This window comes from Kitasatospora sp. NPDC092286 (assembly GCF_044755565.1).
Lineage (GTDB): Bacteria > Actinomycetota > Actinomycetes > Streptomycetales > Streptomycetaceae > Kitasatospora.
This window is the reverse complement of record NZ_JBIVRD010000027.1, coordinates 96,309-118,653: the sequence shown is the minus strand read 5'-3', so window position 1 is coordinate 118,653 and position 22,345 is coordinate 96,309. Positions and strand designations below refer to the sequence as shown.

18 protein-coding genes, 1 tRNA gene and 1 pseudogene are annotated in these 22,345 nt (G+C 66.8%); 17 read left to right on the top strand and 3 right to left on the bottom strand.

All coding sequences use genetic code 11. From position 1 onward, the window contains the following. Nucleotides 1–290: 290 nt before the first annotated feature. From ACIQIB_RS25955 to ACIQIB_RS25915, 9 genes are all read left to right on the top strand, one after another. Nucleotides 291–680: a HEPN domain-containing protein gene (locus ACIQIB_RS25955; protein ID WP_400760970.1), complete on the top strand. Its 390-nt coding sequence runs from the start codon at nt 291–293 to the stop codon at nt 678–680. Next, complete coding sequence (locus ACIQIB_RS25950) at nt 677–3,295, top strand: tyrosine-protein kinase family protein (protein ID WP_400760968.1); 2,619 nt, start codon at nt 677–679, stop codon at nt 3,293–3,295. The genes ACIQIB_RS25955 and ACIQIB_RS25950 overlap by 4 nt, the downstream gene beginning before the upstream one ends. Nucleotides 3,296–4,228: 933 nt before the next feature. Further along, a complete protein-coding gene (locus tag ACIQIB_RS25945; RefSeq protein WP_400760966.1) occupies nt 4,229–5,437 on the top strand; it encodes an XRE family transcriptional regulator in 1,209 nt (402 codons plus the stop codon). A 104-nt stretch (nt 5,438–5,541) separates the two neighbouring features. Further along, on the top strand, nt 5,542–5,688 hold the full coding sequence (locus tag ACIQIB_RS25940; protein ID WP_400760963.1) for a hypothetical protein: 147 nt from the start codon (nt 5,542–5,544) through the stop codon (nt 5,686–5,688). Nucleotides 5,689–5,807: 119 nt separating this feature from the next. Continuing rightward, the gene (locus ACIQIB_RS25935; protein ID WP_400760961.1) at nt 5,808–6,548 is read left to right on the top strand and encodes a hypothetical protein; all 741 of its coding nucleotides are present in this window, start codon (nt 5,808–5,810) and stop codon (nt 6,546–6,548) included. A gap of 2 nt (nt 6,549–6,550) precedes the next feature. Continuing rightward, on the top strand, nt 6,551–7,855 hold the full coding sequence (locus ACIQIB_RS25930) for a UDP-N-acetylglucosamine 1-carboxyvinyltransferase (RefSeq protein ID WP_400760959.1): 1,305 nt from the start codon (nt 6,551–6,553) through the stop codon (nt 7,853–7,855). A gap of 2 nt (nt 7,856–7,857) precedes the next feature. Then, nucleotides 7,858–8,901: a serine hydrolase domain-containing protein gene (locus ACIQIB_RS25925; RefSeq protein WP_400760957.1), complete on the top strand. Its 1,044-nt coding sequence runs from the start codon at nt 7,858–7,860 to the stop codon at nt 8,899–8,901. Between the two features lie 109 nt (nt 8,902–9,010). Continuing rightward, complete coding sequence (locus ACIQIB_RS25920) at nt 9,011–9,946, top strand: UDP-N-acetylmuramate dehydrogenase (RefSeq protein WP_400760955.1); 936 nt, start codon at nt 9,011–9,013, stop codon at nt 9,944–9,946. A gap of 475 nt (nt 9,947–10,421) precedes the next feature. Continuing rightward, on the top strand, nt 10,422–12,128 hold the full coding sequence (locus ACIQIB_RS25915; RefSeq protein ID WP_400760952.1) for a NaeI family type II restriction endonuclease: 1,707 nt from the start codon (nt 10,422–10,424) through the stop codon (nt 12,126–12,128). A gap of 245 nt (nt 12,129–12,373) precedes the next feature. On the opposite strand, the gene ACIQIB_RS25910 is transcribed toward ACIQIB_RS25915, so the two are convergent. Together ACIQIB_RS25910 and ACIQIB_RS25905 are read right to left on the bottom strand one after the other, a co-directional pair. After that, complete coding sequence (locus ACIQIB_RS25910) at nt 12,374–12,574, bottom strand: hypothetical protein (RefSeq protein WP_053645724.1); 201 nt, start codon at nt 12,572–12,574, stop codon at nt 12,374–12,376. Continuing rightward, on the bottom strand, nt 12,567–14,666 hold the full coding sequence (locus tag ACIQIB_RS25905; RefSeq protein ID WP_400760949.1) for an N-6 DNA methylase: 2,100 nt from the start codon (nt 14,664–14,666) through the stop codon (nt 12,567–12,569). The genes ACIQIB_RS25910 and ACIQIB_RS25905 overlap by 8 nt, the downstream gene beginning before the upstream one ends. Nucleotides 14,667–15,439: 773 nt before the next feature. Here ACIQIB_RS25905 and ACIQIB_RS25900 point away from each other — a divergent pair. The 7 genes and pseudogenes from ACIQIB_RS25900 (at nt 15,440) to ACIQIB_RS25870 (ending at nt 20,502) form a co-directional block, all read left to right on the top strand. Further along, nucleotides 15,440–15,901 carry a prevent-host-death family protein gene (locus ACIQIB_RS25900; protein ID WP_400760947.1) on the top strand — a complete coding sequence of 154 codons (462 nt, stop codon included), beginning with the start codon at nt 15,440–15,442 and terminating at the stop codon, nt 15,899–15,901. A gap of 479 nt (nt 15,902–16,380) precedes the next feature. After that, nucleotides 16,381–16,466, top strand: a tRNA-OTHER gene (locus tag ACIQIB_RS25895). A gap of 320 nt (nt 16,467–16,786) precedes the next feature. Then, on the top strand, nt 16,787–17,077 hold the full coding sequence (locus ACIQIB_RS25890; RefSeq protein ID WP_400760946.1) for a transposase: 291 nt from the start codon (nt 16,787–16,789) through the stop codon (nt 17,075–17,077). A 72-nt stretch (nt 17,078–17,149) separates the two neighbouring features. Then, nucleotides 17,150–18,754: pseudogene (locus tag ACIQIB_RS25885) on the top strand (ISAzo13 family transposase); the annotation flags it as partial. Next, nucleotides 18,753–19,679, top strand: coding sequence for an IS3 family transposase (locus ACIQIB_RS25880; RefSeq protein WP_400760987.1), 927 nt, complete (start codon nt 18,753–18,755; stop codon nt 19,677–19,679). The pseudogene ACIQIB_RS25885 and the gene ACIQIB_RS25880, both read left to right, overlap by 2 nt. 86 nt (nt 19,680–19,765) lie before the next feature. Beyond that, on the top strand, nt 19,766–19,936 hold the full coding sequence (locus tag ACIQIB_RS25875) for a hypothetical protein (protein WP_400760944.1): 171 nt from the start codon (nt 19,766–19,768) through the stop codon (nt 19,934–19,936). Further along, nucleotides 19,933–20,502 (top strand): peptide deformylase, encoded by a 570-nt coding sequence (locus ACIQIB_RS25870; protein ID WP_400760941.1) that lies wholly within the window; start codon nt 19,933–19,935, stop codon nt 20,500–20,502. The genes ACIQIB_RS25875 and ACIQIB_RS25870 overlap by 4 nt, the downstream gene beginning before the upstream one ends. Nucleotides 20,503–20,591: 89 nt before the next feature. Here ACIQIB_RS25870 and ACIQIB_RS25865 read toward each other — a convergent pair whose 3' ends face one another. Then, entirely contained in the window at nt 20,592–21,851 is a 1,260-nt protein-coding gene (locus ACIQIB_RS25865) for a helix-turn-helix domain-containing protein (RefSeq protein WP_400760939.1), read from the bottom strand. A gap of 138 nt (nt 21,852–21,989) precedes the next feature. On the opposite strand from ACIQIB_RS25865, the gene ACIQIB_RS25860 reads away from it, so the two are divergent. After that, the gene (locus ACIQIB_RS25860) at nt 21,990–22,136 is read left to right on the top strand and encodes a hypothetical protein (protein WP_380356672.1); all 147 of its coding nucleotides are present in this window, start codon (nt 21,990–21,992) and stop codon (nt 22,134–22,136) included. Nucleotides 22,137–22,345 lie beyond the last annotated feature (209 nt).

Sequence of the window (22,345 nt, the reverse complement as noted above, 5' to 3'; positions counted from 1 at the left end):
GGTCGCCCGTCACCCTTGACGCCACGCGCTCTGTGAGCACTCGCGCCGGTCGAGCGCGAGAGTCTGCGGTCTTGATCGTCTGACGGGGTGGCTTCCCGGGTGTCTCCACGTCGCCGGCCCAGCGCCTCCTACAATCCGGTCCCCGTTCTGGTCACGGTCTGCGGGTCGGATCGCCGTGCTCATGCTGGCGATGCTGCCGCACGACCCGCAAGTGATATCTCTCCTGCGCAACCGGTCTGATCGAGGTTGTGTGAGGGATAGACTGCCAAGATCACAGTAGGGGGCCAGACTTGCTTGATGATGCAGCGCGCGCGAGACAGCGAGAGTCGAAGCTTCTGCGCGACCACGGACTCATGTGCGGCGCTGTCTATCTAGCGGGGTACGTGGTTGAGTGCAAACTCAAGGCTTTACTCCAGAAGAGTGGCAAGTCCTTCCCTCGCTCGGGGGCAGAGGGCCATAACCTGCGGGGCCTTTGGGATGCGGCCGGCCTGCGCAGCCGAGATCTCTCCGGCCACAAGCGGGAGTTTCTGGATCTCTGGACGACGAGTCTTAGGTACGATGCAGCGCTGCCAGAAGGAAGCTCGGCTGAAGATCTGCTGCACGGGGCGCAAGAACTCGCGTCAATGGTGACTCTCAGAATTAGGTATGCTCGGCCTGGAAATAGAGGAGTGCGGCGATGAGCGGCGACAATGAGAAGATTCAATCTATTCGCCGGAAGATCGTCGAAAATCTAGAGAGTTCAGGCATGGTCGAGCCGCGAGTTCACATCGCTGCAGATGGCCGCGGGACTTTTCTCGTCCGTGTAGTTCACGCGGAGCTGGAAGAATTGACAGAGGTTGAGCGACAGAAACTCGTACTTGCTGGCGCCAAAGACAAGATCTCTCTCGCCGAATTGATCTCGCCGAGCGAAGAAGTGTGGTACGGTCCACCATTTAACGAGCATGTTGAACAACTTCCGCTTTGGCCAGAAATTCTCTCCGGCCCCCACAGCGACGAAGAGCTGACGTTTGCAACTGATCTCGACCAGGACATCTCCCTCCCGGCAGTCGTCACCTTCTATTCTCTGAAGGGCGGTGTAGGGCGAACCACTGCGCTCGCATCAGTAGCGCGCATCTTGGCTGAGCGCGGTCGGAGCATTCTGTGCGTAGACATGGACCTGGAAGCCCCCGGACTTTCCACGCTCCTTGGCTGTGAAGAGCCAGGGGAAGACCAGGGAGTACTTTCGCTTCTCCTCTCCATCGAGCGAGGGGAAGAAGTCGAGATTCGGGACCACGTACAACGCGTCAGCGAAGGGCAGGAACTCTACTGCCTTCCCGCTGGCCGACTTGGAAGTGATTACGCGGAGCGCTTGCGGCTTCTCGATCCGGAGATTTGGTACAGGGAATCAGACAACCCGCTGCACCAGCTCCTTGATCTGGCGAAGTCGTCATCACTCGCCCCGGAGTTGATTCTTCTCGATTCGCGCACCGGCATCTCCCCTGTCGCAGCCCCACTACTGTTCGATGTTTCGGATCTTGCAGTGATCTGCTTCTTCCCTCACCCCCAGGCTCAGAGGGGCACTGAACTCCTGGTGAGGTCATTGCTGTCGGCCAAGGCCCGAAGGTCGACATCCGACTTGCGTCTCACGCCGGAACCCAGGTTCCTGGTTTCTCCCGTGCCTCCAGGGCCCTCGGCCGAAACAGTGCGAGATCGAGCGATCGGCTGGATTGATGAGTGGATTGCGGATGCACAAACACGCCGGCCGGCGGACTTCGATGCACTGCGAGCAGACGAAATCACTCATGTCATTGGCTACTCGCCTGAGACGGCCTTCCGCGACAAGGTCCCCGCCAGCGGGGGAAGCCTGGATGCGTACAAGCCAGTTGCGGACTGGATGGAACTGCTATTGCCTCAAGCGGAAATGTTGTCGGTTTCAGGAAGGCAGCACAAGCAGGATGTCCTCACGGAACTCGACTTTTCGACGGGAACCGCAGAGAATCAGGAGAGCCTTCTTTCTGATTTCGTTCACACGCGAGTAGTCCAGCAAGCAATGGATTCCAAATTCCCGCTTGTCGTGGGCAGGAAGGGCACTGGGAAAACTGCTGTCTTTCGCTGGCTGATGGAGAAGCATGCGGAGGGGGAGGAGCCAATCCCCGTATTCTCTCCGCACGCCTTCAGGCGGAACCTCAAGTGGAGTCTCGGTGCAGAAGCATTGGCAAACATCGAGGAATCTTTCGCTGGCAAGCCGGCATGGACCACATTCTGGCCCTGCTATACAGCACTGGCCGCCCATTTCGCACTGCCCGAGGAGCAGCGCGTAAGCCCTCCCGAAAGGTTGGGGCTCACTGCTGACCTGCTCGGCAGTGTTTACGACGAGCTCTCCACGCTCGACATTGTGGTCCAAATGACCCAAGCTCAAATGGCCGGGGTCCTTGCCTCTCGATGGCTCAGAGACATCAATGAGCGAGTCACTCGAAAGCACATGCTGCTCTTCGATGGTCTTGACACTGGCTTCGGAAATGACGCGGAGAGCCGCAAGAGGCGGACGCGTGCCGTGTCTGGGCTCATGACCTACTTGACCGAGACTGAGGGCCAAATGCCACGGCTTCCGTTCAAGGTCATGTTGCGCTTTGACATCTGGCAGGATCTGCGTTTCGAGAACAAGAGTCATCTCTATGGCCGTTCCGTTCAGCTCATGTGGCGCGACCAGAACGACTACTTCAAAACGGTCCTCAAGCAGGCCGCGAGGAGCGCTGCCTTTCGGCAAATGCTTGAGGAAATTCGAGCGGGAGAGAAGGTGGACGACTGGGGGGATGAGGAAGTTAGGCGGGCCTGGAATCTCCTCGTCGGAGAGCGCATGAAGGGCGGCAAGACCGCCTTCACGCGCAACTGGGTCTGGAATCGTCTGGCTGACGGGCAGGGCGATCACGGTCCCCGATCCCTTTCTCAACTCTTCCACGAATCCGTCCAGTGGGAGCGACGTGAAGAGGCGCGCAGCAGCTACGACCGCAGCATCATGCGCCCTCGTGCACTCGTGCCTAGCTTGGACAAGATCAGCGAAGAGGCGCTGCAGGCTCTGCAAGAGGAATTCCCCGAACTCGAAAGCCTCGTTGAGACGCTGCGCAGCTTGCGTCGAACCCCGATTGATGCGGCAGACATCGCCGCGAACGATGAGACGGCGCTCAGTCGAATCGATCTCGCATTGGAAGTTGGACTACTCGCCATCCATGAGGGAACTCATGATGACGTGCGGCGCTATCGAGTTCCAGATCTCTACCGTCTAGCGCTTGGGCTGACACGACGTGGGCAGGCGTAGCTCGTTGGTGGTTGATTGACGGCTCAGGCCGTCCGGCCCGCTGCAGTGGTACGTCAGCTGCGTTGCCGAGGCTGTCGGATCGGCATGTCGCAAGGTGTCCCTGATGCCTCCGTGGGTACTCTGAGCTGGGAAGACACTGAGGGATACGGGGACATCCAGGACAGGGCATGGGCCCGTCTCTGCTGGACCACTTGTTTTTGATCAACGTGGTCAAGCAGGGACCTCCCTTGCCGGACTCCTCTCCTGAGTCGGTCTCGGTCCCCCGGCGACAGTCCGAAGGGTCGACGACACATCGTGACCGACATCGAGGGGATGGGTGCCGACCACCGGTTCCTGGTCGGTACGGTCAGCGTGTTCTGAGCAGCCCCACCTGGCTGGCCCGGTCAGCGACCCCGTCTCGCTGTGCGAGCCGTCCTTGAGTGTATGGATTCGCGGCCGCCTCTCGACTTCCAACACGGGTTGTCCCAGGGGCGGCAGTTGCCTGGCGGTGGTCTCAGTTTTGGTCTCATTCACCCCGGTCCAGCCGGGTTCAGCTGCCGCCCAGCGGTTCGCTCCGCCGCAGGTCAGGACGGGTGTGAACCCCGGCGGACGGCGTTCGGGAGAATTGGAAAGCGTGTTGGGGGCAACCCCTCACGAGTTCGGATCTCGTATCCTCCGCCGGCAGAAGGACCGGACCGCTCAGCGGTCCGGGCCTTCGTCGTTCACTGATCCCAGCGGTCTGGAGGATCGGGCAGGAGGCCCGCACATGGGATTCCCCTGCACAAGGCCCTCGCAGCTGGGTACCGTAGCGGCCTGTAGCCGGTTGGGTACGATCCGCGGGGGTCTGCGGTGGGGGACAGCAGGACATTCGGTGCATTCATCTCGCTCCGCCGGTCGGTTCTGGGGTGGACCCAGCTCCGGCTGGCCGCTGAGGTCTGCCGCAGCGAGGACTGGATGTCCCTGGTCGAGCGGGACATGCAGCAGGTCAAGGACTTGACGCTCCTGCAACGCTTCGCCGAGGTCCTGGGTGTCGACCTCGCGCAGCTGATCGCGTTACCGCAGCCGGCCGCCGAGCGAGCGAGGTTCCGTCCTCGAAAGCCTGCCTCCGTTACGCTGACGAGCACTTCCGCTGCCGAGGAGGACGATGTGCGACGCCGCCCGTTCCTGACCCTGGCGGCTGCCGCCCTCTTCGCCCTGGCCGTCGGCCAGCAGGCCGCGCACGCCGAGGAGAAGGCCTCGCTGGCCGATCTGGAAGACCTTCTCCTGTACGGGGCCGGCCGGATCCCGTCTCCCCGCCGCGAGCCGTCCCAGGCGACGGTCGCCACTTCACTGGTCATGTCACGCCGGGAGTTCAAGGCTGCCCAGTACGACCTCCTGGCCCGCGCCCTGCCTGGTCGGATCGCCACCGCCGAAATGGTCGGCTCGGCGGAGGAGCGTGCCCGCAACGTCGCCCGGCTCTACAACATCGCCGTCCGGCTGTGCATCAAGGTCGGCACCAACAACCTGGTGGCGATCACCGCGGACCGCGCGCTGACCGCCGCCCGGCTAGGTGGGGACCCACTGATCATTGCGGAGGCCCAGCGTATGGTCTCCAGTTCCTGGCGCCGCCAGGGCAGCCTGGCTCGCGCCACCGACATCGTGGTGGTCGCGGCCGAAGACCTCCTCGCCGATGCTTCCGTCTCCGAGACCGCCCGGCTGGCCACCCGCGGAGACCTGTACGCCACCGCCGCCTACACCGCTGCGAAGTCCGGCGACCGTTCCTACGCACACGCCCTGATCCGGGAGGCCGCCGACAGCGCCGCCGCAGGGAGCCGGTCCTCCGGCCTGCTGGACGGCGTCCAGGGCGTCGCCCTGCACGAGCTGTCGATGAACTACGAGCTCGGCGACGCCGGCCGCGCCATCGAAATGGCCGCCACCATCGACCCCGCCGCGCTGCCGACTGCCGAGCGGCAGGCTCGATTCTTCACCGACGTGGCCCGCGCGTTCGACCAGTGGGGCAAGCCCGAGCAGTGCTACCGGGCCCTGCTCGCCGCCGAGGAGGCCGCTCCGCAAGAGGTCCGCAGGGGCGCCGTGCGCGACCTCGCAACAGGCCTGCTACGGCACGACCGCAAGCTTCCCGGCGTCCGGGAGTTCGCCGCCCGCGCGGGCGTGCAGATCATCTGACCCGTAGCCGGACTACGGCCCGTAGCCCGGCTACGGATCCGGCATCCCGCCCGGCAGTTCACTGGGGAACGTCCACCCCTCCCTCTGCTGCCGAAGGCCCTCCCGTGCCAACGCACAGCACCGCCATGCAGTCCAGCGGACCCCGGCACGCCGCACCGGACCGGGACCGTCTCGGCACCTTCCTGACCGTGTCATGGGCCACCCTGCACCTGCCCGTGCTCGTGCTGCTCGGCCACGCGGTCGACCACTAGGCCGAGGCCCGCCCCCAGGTAGCGGCCACCGCCCCGGACCTGTCCGTCTCGTAGGCCCAGAGGTCGTCACCACAACCCCCGCACGTCTTCCCCTCCCTCGCCCGAGAGGAGAACCGGCCATGCACCGGCTGACCGACGCGCCCCGGATCGACACCGAGCTGGAGCGCATCGACTACCGCACCACGCCCGCGTACTACATCGACACCGAACAGGTCACCGACCCGGTGGTCCTGCACCTGCTGAACTGCTGCCCGACCGTGTTCGGCCTCAAGAAGGCCATGGTCGACCTGCTGGCCGGACACCTCGGCATCGCGCTCCCGGAGCCCGCCGGAACCGTCGAGCCCGGCGCGACGGTCCGGGGCAACGTGGTCGTGGCGGCCGGGGCCGTCATCGCCGAGGGCGCGTTCGTCACCGGCCCCGCCCTGGTCTGCCCCGGCGCAGTCATCGAAGCTGGCGCCCGCGTGCGCGACAACACGGTCATCGGCCCCGGCTGCCGGATCGGTTTCGGCGCCGAGGTCACCCGCTCGCTGCTGACCGGCGGGGTCTTCATGAAGCACACCAGCTTCGTCGGCGACTCCGTGCTCGGCCTGGACGTCAACATCGGCGCGTTCGTGTCCACCACCGGCCTTCGGGTGACCACCGGCCCGGTCACCGAGCCGGCCACCGAGGAGGTGTGCGCCCACCTCGACGGCCACCGGATCGCCACCGGCCAGACCAAGTTCGGCGCCGTGGTCGGTGACGGCGTGATCGTCCCTGCGGGCACGGTCCTGCAACCCGCCACGCTGATCGGCGCGCACACCCTGCTCTACCCCAAGACCCAGGTCGGGGGCTTCTTCCCCGCCGGAAGCCAGGGAAGGTAGCCATGCCCACCACCGACACCCCCGCGACGACCGACGAGCGCGCCGTGTACATCACCGGCGGCCGGCCCCTGACCGGCACGGCCACCGTGCAGGGCAGCAAGAACATCGCCCTGCACCTGTACGCCGCCGCGATCCTGGCCGACGACCCGCTGACCCTCGTCGGCGCCCCCGAGATCCTCGACACCGGCGTGGTCGCCGACATCCTGCACCGCACCGGCACCCGCACCGCCGTGGTCGGCTCCGAGTTCACCACGCGCCCGGCCGACTCCTACTTCCCCGTCGTCCCGGACGACCTCGGCAGGCGCATCCGCACCACCGCCGTGATGGCCGGCGCCCTGCTGGCCCGCGCGGGGAAGGCCACCTTCCCGCTGCCCGGTGGAGACGCCTTCTGCGCGCGGTACATCGACCGGCACCTGGCCGCGATGGCGGCTGCCGGGGCCGAGGTGGAGGTGGACCGGGGCCGGGTACGGGCCCGCTTCACCGGCAAGCGGCTGCCGTTCGTCACCGACACCGAGACCCGTGCCTGGGGCCCGAGCCTCGGGGCGACGGTCACGGCGATGCTTCTGGCCGCCCGCACCCCCGGGACCTCGGCGATCCTCAACCCCAGCGTCGAACCCGAGGTCACCCACACCGCCGCCCTGCTCTCCCAGGCCGGCGTCGGCATCGAGTGGCGGGGCAGGAACACCCTCAACATCACCGGCACCGACCGCATCCGGGGCGGGGTGTTCACCGTCCCTCCGGACCGGCTGGAGGCCGCGACACTGGCCCTGGCCGCCGCCATCACCGGCGGCACCGTACACCTGGATGGCTTCCCCTCCGCCGCCTTCCCGGACGGCCTGGTGTCGGTGTTCGCCGACGCCGGCATCCGACTCGACCCGGTGGACGGCGGGACCACCGTCAGCACCCCGGCCGGCCCGAGGCCGGTGCAGATGGCCACCGGCCCGCACCCCGGCTTCCCGACCGACGTGCAGCCCCAGCTGACCGCCTTCCTCCCCCAGGCCGAGGGTGCCTCCCGGATCGAGGAGCGGATCTACACCCGGCGCGACACCCACGTGTCCGCCCTCACCGCGTTCGGCGCCACCGTCAACGCAAGCGGCTCGATGATCACCGTCCGGGGCCGGTCCGCGCTCGCCGCCGCCGACGTGGCCGGCGAGGACATCCGAGCGGCGACCGCCCTCGTGGTCGCCGCCCTGGCGGCCGAGGGCACCTCTACGATCCGAGGGATGTACCACCTGCGGCGCGGATACGGCAGCCTGCTGCCGAAGTTGGCGGCGCTCGGTGCCGACCTGACGATCAACCAGGAGTAGCCGTGACCCTCACCGCGCCGTGGAGCCCGAACGCACTCGCAGACCTGCGCGCGTGCCTGGACCTGATGACCGCCGACGGCACCGTCCCCGGCGGCGTCATCACCCACGGCGCCTTCGACGCCGAGCCTGGTTTCCTGGCCTCCGGCATCGTCGCCCCCGAGTGCGGCGATGCCCGGCCGGGGCCGGACACGGTGTACGACGTAGCGTCGCTGACGAAGGTGCTGGCCACCTGGCCGCTGGTCGGCACCTCCCTCAACGAGTCCTTCACCCTGGACACCCCGGTCCGCGAGCTGCTGCCCGACGTCCCGGCCGAGGCACCCGGCGGCCGGGTCACGGTTCGCCAGATCCTCTCCCACACCTCCGGCCTGCGCGCCGACACCCGCCTCGACCGGTACCGGGGCCGCAGCGAGCCACTGGCCGAACTGATCTGCGGCGAGGACCTGATCGTCGAGCCCGGAGCCGGTCACCGGTACATCAACCGCGGTTTCATCCTCCTCGGCCTGGTCCTCGCCCACACCCGGGACCGCCGTCTGGACGAGCTGGCGGCCGACCTGTGGCAGAGCCTCGGAATGACCGCCACCGCCTACGGTCCCCTCACCCGCTCCGCGCGGGTCGCGCCGACCGAGCAACGGCTGCCGGGCGGTCCCCGCCTCTGGGGCCTGCCGCACGACGACAACGCCGCCCCGCTCGGCGGAGTCGCCGGCCACGCCGGAGTGTTCACCACCCCGGCCGACCTCGCCACCTTCGCCACCGCGCTGCTGTCCTCGTACGCGAACGGTGGCGACCTGGGCCGCTGGCTGGCCGACAGCCTCCAGCCGCTCGCCGGGATCAAACCCGGCCTCGACCGGGGCCTGGCCTGGATCCTCGCCGACGAAGGCCGGGTGGCCTACCACCACGGCTTCACCGGCACGAGCCTCTACCTGTCCCCGGTCACCGGCCGGTACCTGGCCATCTGCACCAACGCCGTCTACCACCACCAGGACAACCGCACCCGCCTGGCCCCGCTGCGAGCCCTCGCCCTGAAGGCGATCACCGACGAACCGTAGGAGGCCCCGTGCCCCACCTCACGCTCGCTTCCCTCACCACCCTGCGGCTCGGCGGCCCGTTCGACGCGCCGCTGTACGTCTCCGACCCCGACGACTGGCAGGAGAGCTGGTGCACACCGTCGGCCGCCGGGAGGAGGGCAGCCCCCTCACCCTGGGCCACGGGAGCAACGTCATCGCGTCCGACACCGGGCACACGGGCACCGTCGCCGTTATGAACACCCGGGGCATCACCGCGAAGCGGCAGGACGACAACACGGTCCTGGTGACCGTGCTGGCCGGCCACCCGCTCATCGACCTCACCGCCTGGGCCGCCGCCGAACACCTGTCCGGGATCGAGTGCATGGCAGGCATACCCGGCACCGTTGGTGCCGCCCCGGTCCAGAACGCCGGTGCCTACGGCCAGCAGGTCGGCGACACTCTGGACCACCTGACCGCCTGGGACTGGGACATGGGCCGGCTGCGGACCCTGCCCGCCCAGGCGTGCCAACTCCACCACCGCGACAGCCGCTTCAAACACGACCCAGGCCGCTGGACCATCCTCACCGTCACCTTCCGCCTGACCCGCTCCCCGGCCGCGCCCATCTCCTACCAGCCGCTCGCCGAGGAACTCGGCGTCCAGCCCGGGGCCAGGCTGCCGGTCAGCGAGGTCACCGCCGCCGTCCTCGCCAACCGGCACCGCCGCGGCCTCCTCCTCGACCTCCACGGCCCCGACGCCCGCCAGGCCGGCTCCGTGTTCCTCAACCCGCTCGTCACCGCCACCCAGGCCGCCCGCTGGTCGGCGGCGGGCTGCCCCGTCCGCACCGACAGCGACGGCCAGCTGCGGGCCAGCGCCGGATGGCTCCTCGAACACGTCGGCTACCGACCTGGCCAGAAGATCACCGACGGCGTCCGATGCTCGGAACGCCGCACCCTCACCCTCACCGCCCACGACGGAGCGACCGCAGCGGGCTTCACCCAGGCCCTCACCGAACTCTCGGCTCAGGTCGAGATCGCAACCGGGATCAAGCTCCGGCCCGAGCCGACATTGGTCGGCGCCTGGGTGTAAGGAGCCACCTCATTCGACCTTGCCTCCGCCGCGCCTGGCCACCGGCTCGTACCTCCGGAGGCCAGGACGCCCGAAGCGTGGGACGGCTTCTCCAGGGACGGCATCGCATCGGGATTCGTGCGCCTCGGACGTGTGCGACCACCGCAGCCGCCACCACTCCAACCGGTCTGCCGATTCCTGCGGAAACACCGCATGAAGAGCCCCCAACGAGGCGGCCACGGCCTCACCTGCGAGTATCGCCCACCACGGCGCCCCAGCCAGCGCGGCTACGCTTGCCGTCCCAATAGCCCCCACTCCAATTGCGGTGCGGACCAGGGGCTGCTTGGGCGGCTGGTGTCGCGGCATAGAGTTTTCCCTCCGGTGATTCGCAGGCGGTCTGCCGTTTCGATCCTTGCGAATGGAAGCGTGTTGCGGCACACGCACACCGTTGCGGGCTTCCTGCAACGGTGCGACTCAACGAGGGGTGAGGGAGCAGATGGCGAACCAAGACGGGGCGGAGATCGATCTCTCCGAGGGCGAGTGGCTGCCGCAGCCGCGCGGCGCGCGCACAATGATCTTTCAGAAGGACGTTGACCCCACCAGTGTCAGCCCAGAGAGCTACGCGCTCGCGATCGAGCTCCGCGCTCTCGCGCAGAGAGTCGGCACCTCCCTCAGTGCCTACGCGAGACGCGTCAACTGGGACCGCTCCACGGTCTCTCGATACCTCAGCGGTGTCCTGGTCCCACCAGCCGAGTTTGTCGAGAGGCTGATCCTCGACGGTGATCGTCATCTCGGCGTTGAGCTGACAGTTGACGCTCGCGCTTTGGTCCACCGACTGCAACGCGAGGCCCTACGCGCTGCAAGTCCCACAAGCGCCGATATCCAGGAGCTCCGAGACGAGCTCGCTGAGGCAGAGCGGCACAGCGGACTACTCCAGCAGGAGACACGCCTCCTTCGCGACATGCTCAAGGCCGCACACTCACAGCTCGACGACCAAGAGGCCCAAATCCAGGCTATCGAGCGGTCAGCGGCAGCCGACCGCCTTACCCAGCGGGCTGAACTCGCGGTCTGGTCAACCAACTATGAGGGCTTGCGCTCCGAGCGCGACCGCCTCCAGAGCTTGCTCGACAAGCTGAGGCACGAACTCGTTGAGGCCGAGCGCCGTGCGGCGACCGCCGAGGAACGATGCGCCGCATTGGAGCGCCAGCTGGAGGCTGCCGAGGAAGCAGAGGATGAAGAGTGGGAAGAGCTGGAGCGTAGGACGCAGGGCCCGAAACCTTCCTCGAACTTCGCCACCTTCACTGGCTCTACTACGGCCAACGAGGACACCGATTTCCATGCAGTGATCCTCGAGTTGGAGCGCCAGGACCCTGCTGGCCTACGGATGGCCGCCATCTTGGTAGAAGCCATGGACAGAGTGATCGACGGGCCCCGCACCGGCCGCTTCCATCTCGGCCAGATCTCCGCTTTGGAGCGATCCTCTCTGCACGCCATCACCGCCAACCTGATTCAGAACGAATTCGGCTTCCCAGACGGCCACCCCACCGACTTCCTCATCGCAGGCGTCCAAGTCCGCTACCGCTTCAGCACACTCAAGGGGTGGGGTATCCCGGCAAGCGCGATAAACCAGATCTGTCTCTTGGTCGAAATGGACGAAGAAGATCACCACTGGAACATGGGGATCGTGCGGGCGGCTCCTGAGCACCTGGGCTCTTATGGCAACCGCGACGGCAAGCGTCACCTAAGTGCCGCAGGAGTGTCGGCTGTGCGCTGGCTGCACCGCAAGGTCGAGCTGCCGATCAGCGTATTGGCTGACCTACCAGCTGCCACCCTGGAGAACATCACTTCCCATAAGAGCGCCATGGTCCGGGTGGATAACCTGTTCCGCTCCGTCCAGGGGCGCCCGATCGACCGACAAACCGTTGTCGCCCTTGCCCGCTCTGCTATTCATGGAGAGCGCCGCGCCCGTGAGAGCCGCGAACGACTCGTCTCCGAGGGCATTCTGGTTCTAACTCGCCATGATCATCAGCTGATCAGCGATCTCCAACTCCCGGCCCTGGGCCCCTCACAGTGGCTGTCCATCCGTCTCGTTCGAATGCGGCCTGACCACGGCTCCGCACCGTCGACCCTGCTTGCGGGAGAGCGCTGGTGTGCCGCCCGCATCCAAGACCCCATTGAGGAGCTACCGATCCGCCGCTACTGAACCAGCGCACTCAGCCGTGGTCTCAGTTTTGGTCTCATTCACCCCCGTCCAGCCGGGTTCAACCCCCGCCCAGCGGTTGGCTCCGCCGCAGGTCAGGACGGGTATGAACACTGACGGACAGTGCTGAGGAGACTTGGAAAGCGTGTTGGGAGCAATCCCTCACGAGTTCGAATCTCGTATCCTCCGCCGGCAGAAGGCCCGGACCGTTTCGACGGTCCGGGCCTTCGTCGTTTCCGGTGTCCGGTTCAACCGCTCACGGCGGCGGAGAGGACCGCGAGGCAGAGCAGCATGCAGCTGGCGAAGGCCGCGCCAGCGGTGATGACAGCACTGTGCCGATCCGTGCCGGCGCTCCGCTTCAGCATGAAGGCCAGCAAGGCGATGATCACGGAGGCAAGCGCGGAGACAAGCAGCCACGGAACTCGCGTGACGACGGGCAGGCTACTCATCTTCGGCTTCCTCTTCTGTGGTGTGGTCGGTGTAAGGGACGAGTCCGGCATCGGGCTGGTGGGCGGTCGGCATCGCCGCGATGTCCATCAAGAGCGTTGAGAGCTCGCCCCTGGCGGCATCGGCTGCGGCAGCCACCTGCTCGTGGGCTGCGACCTGGTCGTCGAGCACGCGCAGAAGCTCTCCGATGCGGTGCTGCTCCTCGTACGGCGGCAGCGATACCGGGAGCTGCCTCATCGCGCTGGTCTTGATCGAGTCAACGGTCGACATCGCCGCCCGGTCCTTGATCCACGCCTGGGTTCCCGGAAGGGAGAGGTATGCCAGAACGAAACGCGGGTCCACGCCGGGCTCGAAGCCGTGCAGCCGAAGGAGATTTCCGTTGTAGAGGCTGCCGGCGCCCTCCGCTCCCACCAATGCCACGGGTCCGACCGTCCCGGTACGCGTGCAAAGGATGTCGCCCTCGCTCAACAGGAACCGTTCGAGCTGCTGCGCGTCGCGTGCCGAGATCCTGGTGTCCTCGCTGCCTTGGATCCGCCGGTTTCGCAGGTGCTTGGGCAGCACCACACGAACAGGGCCGTCCTCGGAGTACATCCCGGGGTTCAGCAAGGAGGGTGACGGTCCGGGCTGCACCTTGCACAGATCCTGCAGGAGCACGTTCCGTCGGCCACCCGCACTGGGTTCCGGACTGCGGCCGGGCGCTGCCCGCTCCCAGGACCACCGCGCTTCCTCGTCCAGGGATCCCGCCAGATCCAAGGCATCGTCGAGTTTCCGACGGGCGGATTCCACCTGCGCGGGTGTCGCCGCTACGTACGCACCGAGGCTGACGTAGTCGACAGGGCTCAGCGAGTAACCACGCTCCTCGATCTCCTCCACGGAGACCGATCGACCGAGCGCACGCGCTTCGTCGGGCATCGGGTTCCCGTCACGCAGCGATCGGTGGATCTGCCCCAGGAGCCGTACATCATCGGTGCTCAGCTCTCGGCGGGTCCGAGTGACCAACTCACCCAACTCGCGGGCATTGATGAAGTGCACCTCGGTACGCTGCGACGGTGCCGACAGGAACCAGATGCAGGCCGACACCGCGGTACCGGTGAAGAGATGCGGGGGAAGGGCGAGGATGCCGTCGACGACCCCGTCCTCGACCAAGGCCTGCCGGATCGCCCGCTCCCTCGGCTGGTCGGATACGGCAGCGTTGTCCGCCATGATCACCGCAGCTCGTCCGCCGGGCCCGAGGGTGGAGAGGATGTGCTGGATCCAGGCGAAGTTGGCGTTGGACGGCGGCGGGGGCCCATATCGCCAGCCTCCGGCCGCGACCCGGCCCGATTCGGCGTTGAACGGCGGATTGGCCAGAACCAGGTCCACCGGTTCCTGCCGTCGCTCCGCCGGCTCGGGCCATGGTGCGATGTCATGGGTGCCCACCCGTGGAGTCACACCGTGGAGCATCAAATTCATCGCGGTCAGGCGCAGCGTCGCCTCGTCCGGCTTTCCGGCCGTCACCGCCGGCACCGAACCATCGCCGCTGGCCGCCACCATGGCCGACAGCAGTTCACCGCCACGCGGATAGGGATCGTGGATCCGGCCCGACACACCCTCCGGGGCAACCAGCTCGCTCAGCAGGGCCACCACCGTTCTAGGTGTGAAGGCGCTACGACTGTCCATACGCATGATGTCGGCATGCGCATCGAGCAGATCCCGGAAGGCATCCCGGTCGAGTCCAGCCACCGAGGCCATCAACTGCGGTACTTCAGCTGCGGGTAGGGGCTCAAGACCCTGCAGCGCAAACCGCATGGCCGGCGCCACCCCACAGCCCTTCAGCAAGCGATCGGTTCGCTCCCCCACCTCGCTGAGGAAGCCCTTGGGTGTCAGCGCCAGGTGTGCGTCGACCCGGTCCTCCAGGGCCGCCCAGTCCTTGTGCGCTCCCCACCTCAGAAAGATCAGGCACATCGGCAAGGGCAGATAAGCCGTCAGCGACGGCGCGCCCCACATTTCCACCATCTGAGGCTTCAGCAACTCCGCCAGAACCCGCCGGGACCGCGACCGCTGCTGCTCGGCACCCGGTGAAGGCACGGCGAACCCAGCGGCCTGTCCAGCCACGGGAACTCCCTCGGACTGCCCGGACAAGGCTCGGACCCTGTCACCGTAGGTAACCCCTGAGGGCTCCTCCTCCCTCCGTGCCGACTTGGGCACAGACCGGGCGTCAAGCCATCGCACGATGTCAGCGAGCCGGAACAGTCGCTTGTGGCCGACCCTCAGCTCCTGCGGAAAGTCCGGATAGCGGTTCTGCCAGTTCGTGACCGCAGAGGCCCCGACACCGGCCAGCTCTGCGATCTTGGCTCGGGAGACGAGTCTCCCGTCACTACTCTTGTCACTCAACGCAGTCACTCTCCCCGTCATCGGTCGGCTGCCCTGTGGAGTAAAGCTAGATGACCGACCATCAGGCCACCAAATGCGCACTGAAGTGCGCAAGACTCCCCACTGCAGCAGCCTGCAAGGGAAGTGCAGGCCGCCGATAAGAAGAGTGAGGTTGAGCTGCATCTTTATGGACTGGCCGCGAACGCACCCCCGCAGTCGACCGACACAAGAAGCAAGCCGTGAACTTCACACTTACAGGGAGGACGCGCCGCGAGAAGCCTTCGGGAGTCCTCCGGAAGTCGGCATCCCCGAAGGTTGCGAGAAGCGTCGACACTCTCCGTAATTCCGACTGGAGAGCGGAGGCATCGCCCCGGCGTCCACCCCCGTTCAATGCGACCCCACGTCAATGCGACCCCACGCAGGACCTCCAGCCCGATCGGCCGCCCCGGGCTCCGGCCTCCGGGGCGCAGTCCTTTCAATTGACTTCGGAACGTGTTCCGAAGTAGCATGGCCACATGTCCACTCTCACCGTGTCGTTCTCCGATCTCTCGAAGAACTCGAAGCGTGTCGCGGACACCGTCGAGCAAGCGCAGCGCGTCCACGTCACTCGTCGTGACGGCGAGGACCTGTACCTGACCACCGAACGTCACGACCGCGAGCGCGAGGAGACCGCTGACGTCACCGCGCGGCTTTTCGCGGCCCTGATCACCAGCGACGAGGGTGCTCGCGCGGTCCTCCTCGCCCTCCCCGAGGTCTTCCCGTGGACCCGGCACTTGTCGGCCGAGGAGGTGCGCGAGTTCGTCGTCGACCTCATGAACGCCACCCGCGACGTGGTGGAACTGGACGTCCACGCCAATCTTCACCGCGTGATCGTCGAGTGGCGGGCCACCGCCAGGATCCTGGCTGACCCCACGCTGGGCGCCCAGCTCACCGGGCCGCTCCCCGGCGATGACCACGGCGAGGTACCCGTCCCGTGAGCCCCAAGCGCGGAGACGACGTCCCGCCACCACCGATCGGTGACGAGTGGCGGCTGCGATTCGCCACCAACGAAGCTGCCAAGGGGTGGGGCGACCTCTGCACGGAGGCGCCGGGGAACACTCGTCGTTGTTTCGAAGCCCTCCGCACTGCCCCCCTGTCCACGCGTGACCCCGATCGACAGCACCGGCTCCGAGGCCGCCTGGCGACGCGCGTTCTCGGCGGGGACGAGCTACCCCAGTGGGAGTACGAGGTGACTGCCGGCGGGCGCGTGCGCTACCTCGTCGACGAGCCGGGGCGGATCGTCCATCTCGTCTACGCCTCGCCTCGGCACCCCAAGGACACGGATAGCTGACCCTGAGCAAGACGGGTGATCCGGCCGTAGGTGCCAGGCAACGTGGTCTCAGTTTTGGTCTCATTCAGCGCCGTCCAACCCGGTACGGCCACCACCCAACGGCTCACTCCGCCGCCGTTCAGGACGGGAGTGAACCCCAGCGGACGGGGTTCGGGAGAATTGGAAAGCGTGTTGGGGGCAACCCCTCACGAGTTCGAATCTCGTATCCTCCGCCTTCGCCCGCCAGGGCAAACGAAGGGCCCGACCGCACTGCGGTCGGGCCCTTCGTCGTTCCGTGGTTGCAGTTTTGGTTGCAGTTGCCGAGATCCAGTGGGAACGGCTGGCTGCACGACCGCATCCGACCGACAGGCCTTCTGGCCGAACCAACGCATTCGCACCCGCTGGGCACCACTCCTCTGGCAGGGTGCTGTCCACGGCCGTGTCCGAAAAGACCCGGAAGATCATCTGTGAAGTTCCACCCTCGGCTCGGACACCTGGACACTGGGACATGTGAGCCCGGAGGAAGCAGTTTCAGGTGGGAACCAACAGCAACATGAGTAAGCGGTACACGGCGGAGTTCAAGCGGGACGCGGTCGCGCTCGTCCGGTCCTCTCCGCACCGGAACGTCACCGAGATCGCCCGTGAGCTGGGGGTCAGCCCGGAGGGACCGCGGGGCTGGGTCAAGCAGGACCGCACCGACCGTGGCGAGGGCCGGCCGGGCGAGCTGACCAGTGCCGAGCGCGAGGAGCTCACCCGGCTGCGGCGGCAGACGGTCGAGCAGCAGAGGACGATCGAGATCCTGCGCAAGGCAGCCGCCTATTTCGCGGCCGAGACGACACGGTGAGGAGCCGTCAACTAACTACTGCCTGATTCGGCCCTGCTCCGGCCTGTGACGTGGTAGATGGATTCCGTGGGGATGACGGAAGTAACTCTGGCAGCACTGGACGCGAAGTTGGCGGCGATGCTGCCGCACCTGGACGAGCGGCAGCGCCGCTTGTATCTGGCTTCCGAGGCCGAGGCGCTGGGCCATGGCGGAGTCGCGGCGGTGGCCAGGCTGGCAGAAGTGTCCGAGTCGGCCATTGCGCGGGGACGCGACGAGCTCGCCGACGGTGCGCCGGTGCTGGGACGGGTTCGCCGCCCCGGCGGCGGACGCAGGCCAGCCGCCGAACGTGACCCTGGCCTGGTGCCGGCACTCGAGGCCCTGATCGAGCCGCAGGAGATCGGCGACCCGGTCTCCCCACTGCGCTGGACCACAGCCTCGTTGCGTGACCTGGCACGGGAGTTGACCACTGCAGGCCATCCGATCAGCGCCACGGCCGTGGGCAAGCTGCTGCGCTCGATGGGCTTCAGCCTCCAGGGCATGGTCAAGACTCGTGCTGGGAGCCAAGTCCCTGACCGTGACGCCCAGTTCCGGCACATCAACACCAGGGTCGAGGAGTTCCTGACTCAGGGCTTGCCGGTGGTGAGCGTGGACGCGAAGAAGAAGGAGCCGATCGGCGACTTCGCCCGGGCGGGCCGCACCTACCGCCCCAAGGGCCGGCCGATCACCGCCCCGGACCACGACTTCCTGGACCCGGACACCCCGATCGCCATTCCCTACGGCGTCTACGACCTGGGACGTGACACCGGCTGGGTCAACGTGGGCACCGACCGCAACACCGCGGCCTTCGCGGTGGAGTCCCTGCGCCGCTGGTGGAATCGCCAGGGGCGCCTCGACTACCCCGGCGCCACCCGCCTGCTGGTCACCGCCGACTCCGGAGGAACGAACTCGGCGGACTCCCACCTGTTCAAGACAGATCTGGCAGCCTTCGCCGACGAGTGCGGGCTGAGCGTCACGGTCATGCACTTTCCGCCGGCGACTTCGAAATGGAACAAGGTCGAACACCGGCTGTTCTCCCGGATCACCCACAGCCTGCGCGGTCAGCCGCTGACCAGCTACGAAGTGCTGCTGCAGACCATCTCGGCCACCCACACCAGCACCGGGCTGACCGTCCAGGCCGTCCTCGATGAGAACGCCTACCCCACCGGTCAGACGCTCACCAAAGCCGAGCGCACGGCGATCCTGCAGCGTGTCGAACACGACGACTTCCACGGGGAGTGGAACTACACCCTTGCCCCACACGATCCCCAACAGGCACCGCCAGTCGAGCCGGAGCAGGCGAAGGCACCCTCGATCCCGGCCGAGGCCACCTTCCTGCTCACGCATCCGGCCCTGACCGGCATGTCCCGCGAGCAGTTCGACCGGCTCGTGGAGGAACTCGAGCCCTTCCGCCGGGTCCTGGCCGAGGCCGAGCGCGAGAAGAGGAAGGGCATCAACCGGCGCGGATACAACCCCGGGGTCGGCTTCCTCAACCACCGCCACCGCGTGCTGGTCGCTGTCCTGCACCACCGCAACACAGTCACCTTGACCCTTGCCGCCCAACTGCTCGGCCGAGTACCCACGAGCCTGAACTACCACGCACACCGCACCAGGCCACTGCTCGCCTTCGCCACCCCGGACATCGCCGCAGCCCTCGCCCATCCCCGGCGGACCCACCCACCCCGCACGATCGAGGCCCTCCAGAACGCGATCACTGATCACGAGAGCAACATCAAATCAGGCAGTAGTTATCTGCCGTGTCCTGGGCATCGCCCGGTCCTCGTTCTACGACTGGCGGGCCGGCGAGCAGGCCCGTCGCGCCCGCCAGCGGGCCGAGGACCTGCTCGCCGCCGAGATCGCGGTGATCCACCTGTCGTCCAAGGGCGCCTACGGCGTCCCGCGCGTCCACGCGAAACTACGGCGCCAGGGCCGAGCGGTCAACCGGGAGAAGGTGGAGCGGATCATGCGCGAGCGCGGGATCACGGGTATCACCCGTCGCCGGCGCCGCTGCCTGACCCGCCAGGCCCGCAAGCCCGTCTTCGCCCCGGACCCGATAGGGCGCGACTTCACCGCGCCCCGTCCCGGAGTGCGACTGGTCGGCGACATGACCTTCCTGCCGGCCGAGGAGGGCTGGCTCTACCCGGCCACCGCGATCGACCCTGCCACCCGCGAGGTCGTCGGCTACGCGATGGCCGACCACCACCGCGCCGAGCTGCCGGTGGCCGCGCTGCGGATGGCCGCCGGCCGAGGCGGCCTGGAGCGCGGCTGCGTCTTCCACACGGACCGCGGCAGCGAATATACGTCGAGTGAATCCCGAACCGGGATAAGCAAGTTGGACATGAGGCAGTCGATGGGGCGAGTCGGCTCCTGTTACGATAACGCCGCTGCCGAGAGCTTCTTCGCCGTACTGAAGGAGGAGATCGGCACCCGGGTCTGGCCGGACCGCGCCACCGCCCGCGCGGAGGTCTTCGCGTTCATCGAGACCTTCCATAACCGCAGGCGTCTCCGCAGGCACCCCGAGTGGGTCTACCCCACGCCACCCGAAATCCGCCAGCGGCACCAGCAAGGCCACACCCTCGCGGCGTAGACGGAGAGTGTCCGAGCCGAGGGTGGAACTTCAAACTCGCCTTCCCCGCTGACCTCGACCCCGCCATGTGGGGCATGGAGACATCCATGACCGCAGAAGCGGCACCGCTTCGGACCGCACCGATCCGGCGCGAGGAGGGCGGCATGCGCGTCTTCTCCTGGAGCACGTCCACGCCGGACCTCCACGCCCGGTACCGTCTCGAATGGCGTTTCCGGGCCAGACCCGAACGCGACACGATCCAAGGGGAGTTCAGGTGATCCAGGTACGGCCCAGCGAGCAGATGCGTGACCTCGGCGTCGTCCAGGAGGGCGCGCCCATCCTCGCCGAACCCGCCCGTCCCTTCGACCTGCCCGCCAAGCGCGAGGCCGCCGAGCAGGTCATCGAGAAGCTGTTCACCGCGATGGAGCGCATCGGCCAGGTACATCCCTTCGCCAAGGGCATGGGTATCGCAGCACCCCAGATCGGCGTCGGCCGGGCCGCAGCCATCGTCCAGCCGGCCGAGCCCGGAGCACCAGCGATCGTCCTGCTCAACCCGACCATCACCGACCGCTCCCACGAGACGGACGAACAGTACGAAAACTGCCTCTCCTTCTTCGACGTCCGCGGCATGGTCCCCCGACCTCTGCGGATCACCGTCGAGACCACCACCCTCGATGGCCAGCTGGCGGTCACCACCTACGAACGGGGACTCGCCCGCCTGATCCACCACGAGATCGACCACCTCAACGGCCTGCTCTACACCGCACGGATGCGCACCGATGTAGCCCCCATCCCCGTCGAGCAGTACCGACAGACCGGACAGGCGTGGGGCTACGAGCAGTGATCCCGACCCAGCCAGCCCTGGGCGATCACCACATGGAAGCCTCACTTGATCCCATATCTCGACGAACGTCCAGAGCACTTCGGCCGCCGTCATCGCTCCAACAATCGCGCGAGCCAGCTGCGACGGTACCTACGCTCGCGCTCACGCCCCTCCGCCTCTGTCTGAGCAAGCTGGTAGAGCTCGGTCTCACGGCGATCGCCTGAATTCCACCCATCAGGGATGGATTTCAGGACATTCTCACGCAGCCTCGCCCCCAAGTCTGCAGCGCCATTCTCGCCGCAGGCACGGTGGAATCGCAGGAGCGACTCCTTTGGAGCATGCAAAACGAGCACGGGAACCACATCGCGAACCCATTGCATGGCAGGGGATGGATTCAACAGATGCACCAGCCTCAGGGGCTCATGGACTCTGGCGCCAGCGAAGTCGGTGAGCGGCTGTTCCTCGCCCTTGGATGGTTCCAGGTTCCTGGTGAAGTAGAAAACGGCGACTGGGTCGTGCGATCGGGCCGTCGAGGCCAGGAGCCGCTGCCCGTCGAGCTTGCGCCCCTTGTTGAGGAACATCTCATAGAGCCCAAATAACAACGTGATGTCACTACTCGTCGCGAGCCGCTCCATCAACTGATCCGCCTGCTCATCCTGGTCATAGTCACGCCAGTCGACGAGCACCTGATAGAGCTCGTCCACGCCAACTTCCTCTGCCTGATCCCACAGGAGGAGTTCGGCGTCGGTAGCGTTTGACAGATCCGCCATGGCGCGGGCATCGCGCTCCTGCAACCGCAAGAGCGCCTCGGCTTTCCGAACCTCTTCCTCGATCTCCACAACACGGCGCTTAGCAGCATCGCGTTGCTCAGTGAGCGCCCGTACTTCGTCCCGGGCGTGGACGCTGAGAGCGGCGAGGGCGTCCTCCGCTGCCTGGCGTTTGCGACGTTCTGCCACAAGCTCCTCGCGGAGTGCACCGAGCTGCTGATTGGTGCGGAGGCGCTGATGCTCGATCTCCTCCCGCGCGCCAGCAAGTTCGAACTCGCGCGCCTGCAGCGGGTTCCGGGTCCGGACCACGTCATACATCAGTTTCCGGGTCTGAACGACTTCCTCATGCGAGACCTCACCGCCCTCTTGATCGGCGACCACCTGGTGGATCCGCGCCGCAAGCTCTCGACGCGGGACGTCACGGCCGTTCAGATACTTCGAGAGCCGAGTCTTGTCCACACGCAGCCTGTGGGCCAGTTCCTCGGAGCTGAGGCCGGTCCGGTCGCGCAGATCCCTCAATCGCTGGGCGCAGCACCGCTCTGGCTCGGACAGCCGCTCGTCGAGTTCTGCGAGACCACGCCGTGTCGGAAGCTGGTGCGTCATTCTCCAGTGCCTCCTTTTAGGTTGCGAGCCAAGCAAGGTGCGGCCGTGTGACGCAAGGTGCGGTTGCGACCTGACGCACCCATGCCCCAGCCGATTGTGATTGGACCCTACCGAACCAGTCGCATCTCGGAGGTTCACATGGCTCTATCCCGTCCGCCCCGCCCGTTCCTCGACATCCGCATCGGCGGGACGCGGCTAACCATGCAGCGCTGTCCTCGTCGGCTGCTCATCCTGGTGGGATCCGCCGCCGGCGCCCTGAGCGGTGTGCTGGCGCTGCACCGGTAGGCGGGCAATCAACGCGGGCTGAGCAACGGATCTGGTCTCAATTCTGGTCTCGTTCACCCCCGTCCAGCCCGGTTCAGCCGCCGCCCGGCGGTTCAATCCGCCGCAGGTCAGGACGGGTACGGACCCCGGTGGACGGGGTTCGGGAGAAATGGAAAGCGCGTTGGGAGCAATCACTCACGAGTTCGAATGTCGTATCCTCCGCCTTCACG

Coding starts and splice junctions, on each gene's coding strand:
- ACIQIB_RS25900 (WP_400760947.1), top strand. CDS start 15,440: ATGTCCACTCTCACCGTGTCGTTCTCCGATCTCTCGAAGAACTCGAAG.
- ACIQIB_RS25865 (WP_400760939.1), bottom strand. CDS start 21,851: ATGACGCACCAGCTTCCGACACGGCGTGGTCTCGCAGAACTCGACGAG.
- ACIQIB_RS25950 (WP_400760968.1), top strand. CDS start 677: ATGAGCGGCGACAATGAGAAGATTCAATCTATTCGCCGGAAGATCGTC.
- ACIQIB_RS25915 (WP_400760952.1), top strand. CDS start 10,422: ATGGCGAACCAAGACGGGGCGGAGATCGATCTCTCCGAGGGCGAGTGG.
- ACIQIB_RS25890 (WP_400760946.1), top strand. CDS start 16,787: ATGAGTAAGCGGTACACGGCGGAGTTCAAGCGGGACGCGGTCGCGCTC.
- ACIQIB_RS25930 (WP_400760959.1), top strand. CDS start 6,551: ATGCCCACCACCGACACCCCCGCGACGACCGACGAGCGCGCCGTGTAC.
- ACIQIB_RS25910 (WP_053645724.1), bottom strand. CDS start 12,574: ATGAGTAGCCTGCCCGTCGTCACGCGAGTTCCGTGGCTGCTTGTCTCC.
- ACIQIB_RS25935 (WP_400760961.1), top strand. CDS start 5,808: ATGCACCGGCTGACCGACGCGCCCCGGATCGACACCGAGCTGGAGCGC.
- ACIQIB_RS25945 (WP_400760966.1), top strand. CDS start 4,229: ATGTCCCTGGTCGAGCGGGACATGCAGCAGGTCAAGGACTTGACGCTC.
- ACIQIB_RS25860 (WP_380356672.1), top strand. CDS start 21,990: ATGGCTCTATCCCGTCCGCCCCGCCCGTTCCTCGACATCCGCATCGGC.
- ACIQIB_RS25875 (WP_400760944.1), top strand. CDS start 19,766: ATGACCGCAGAAGCGGCACCGCTTCGGACCGCACCGATCCGGCGCGAG.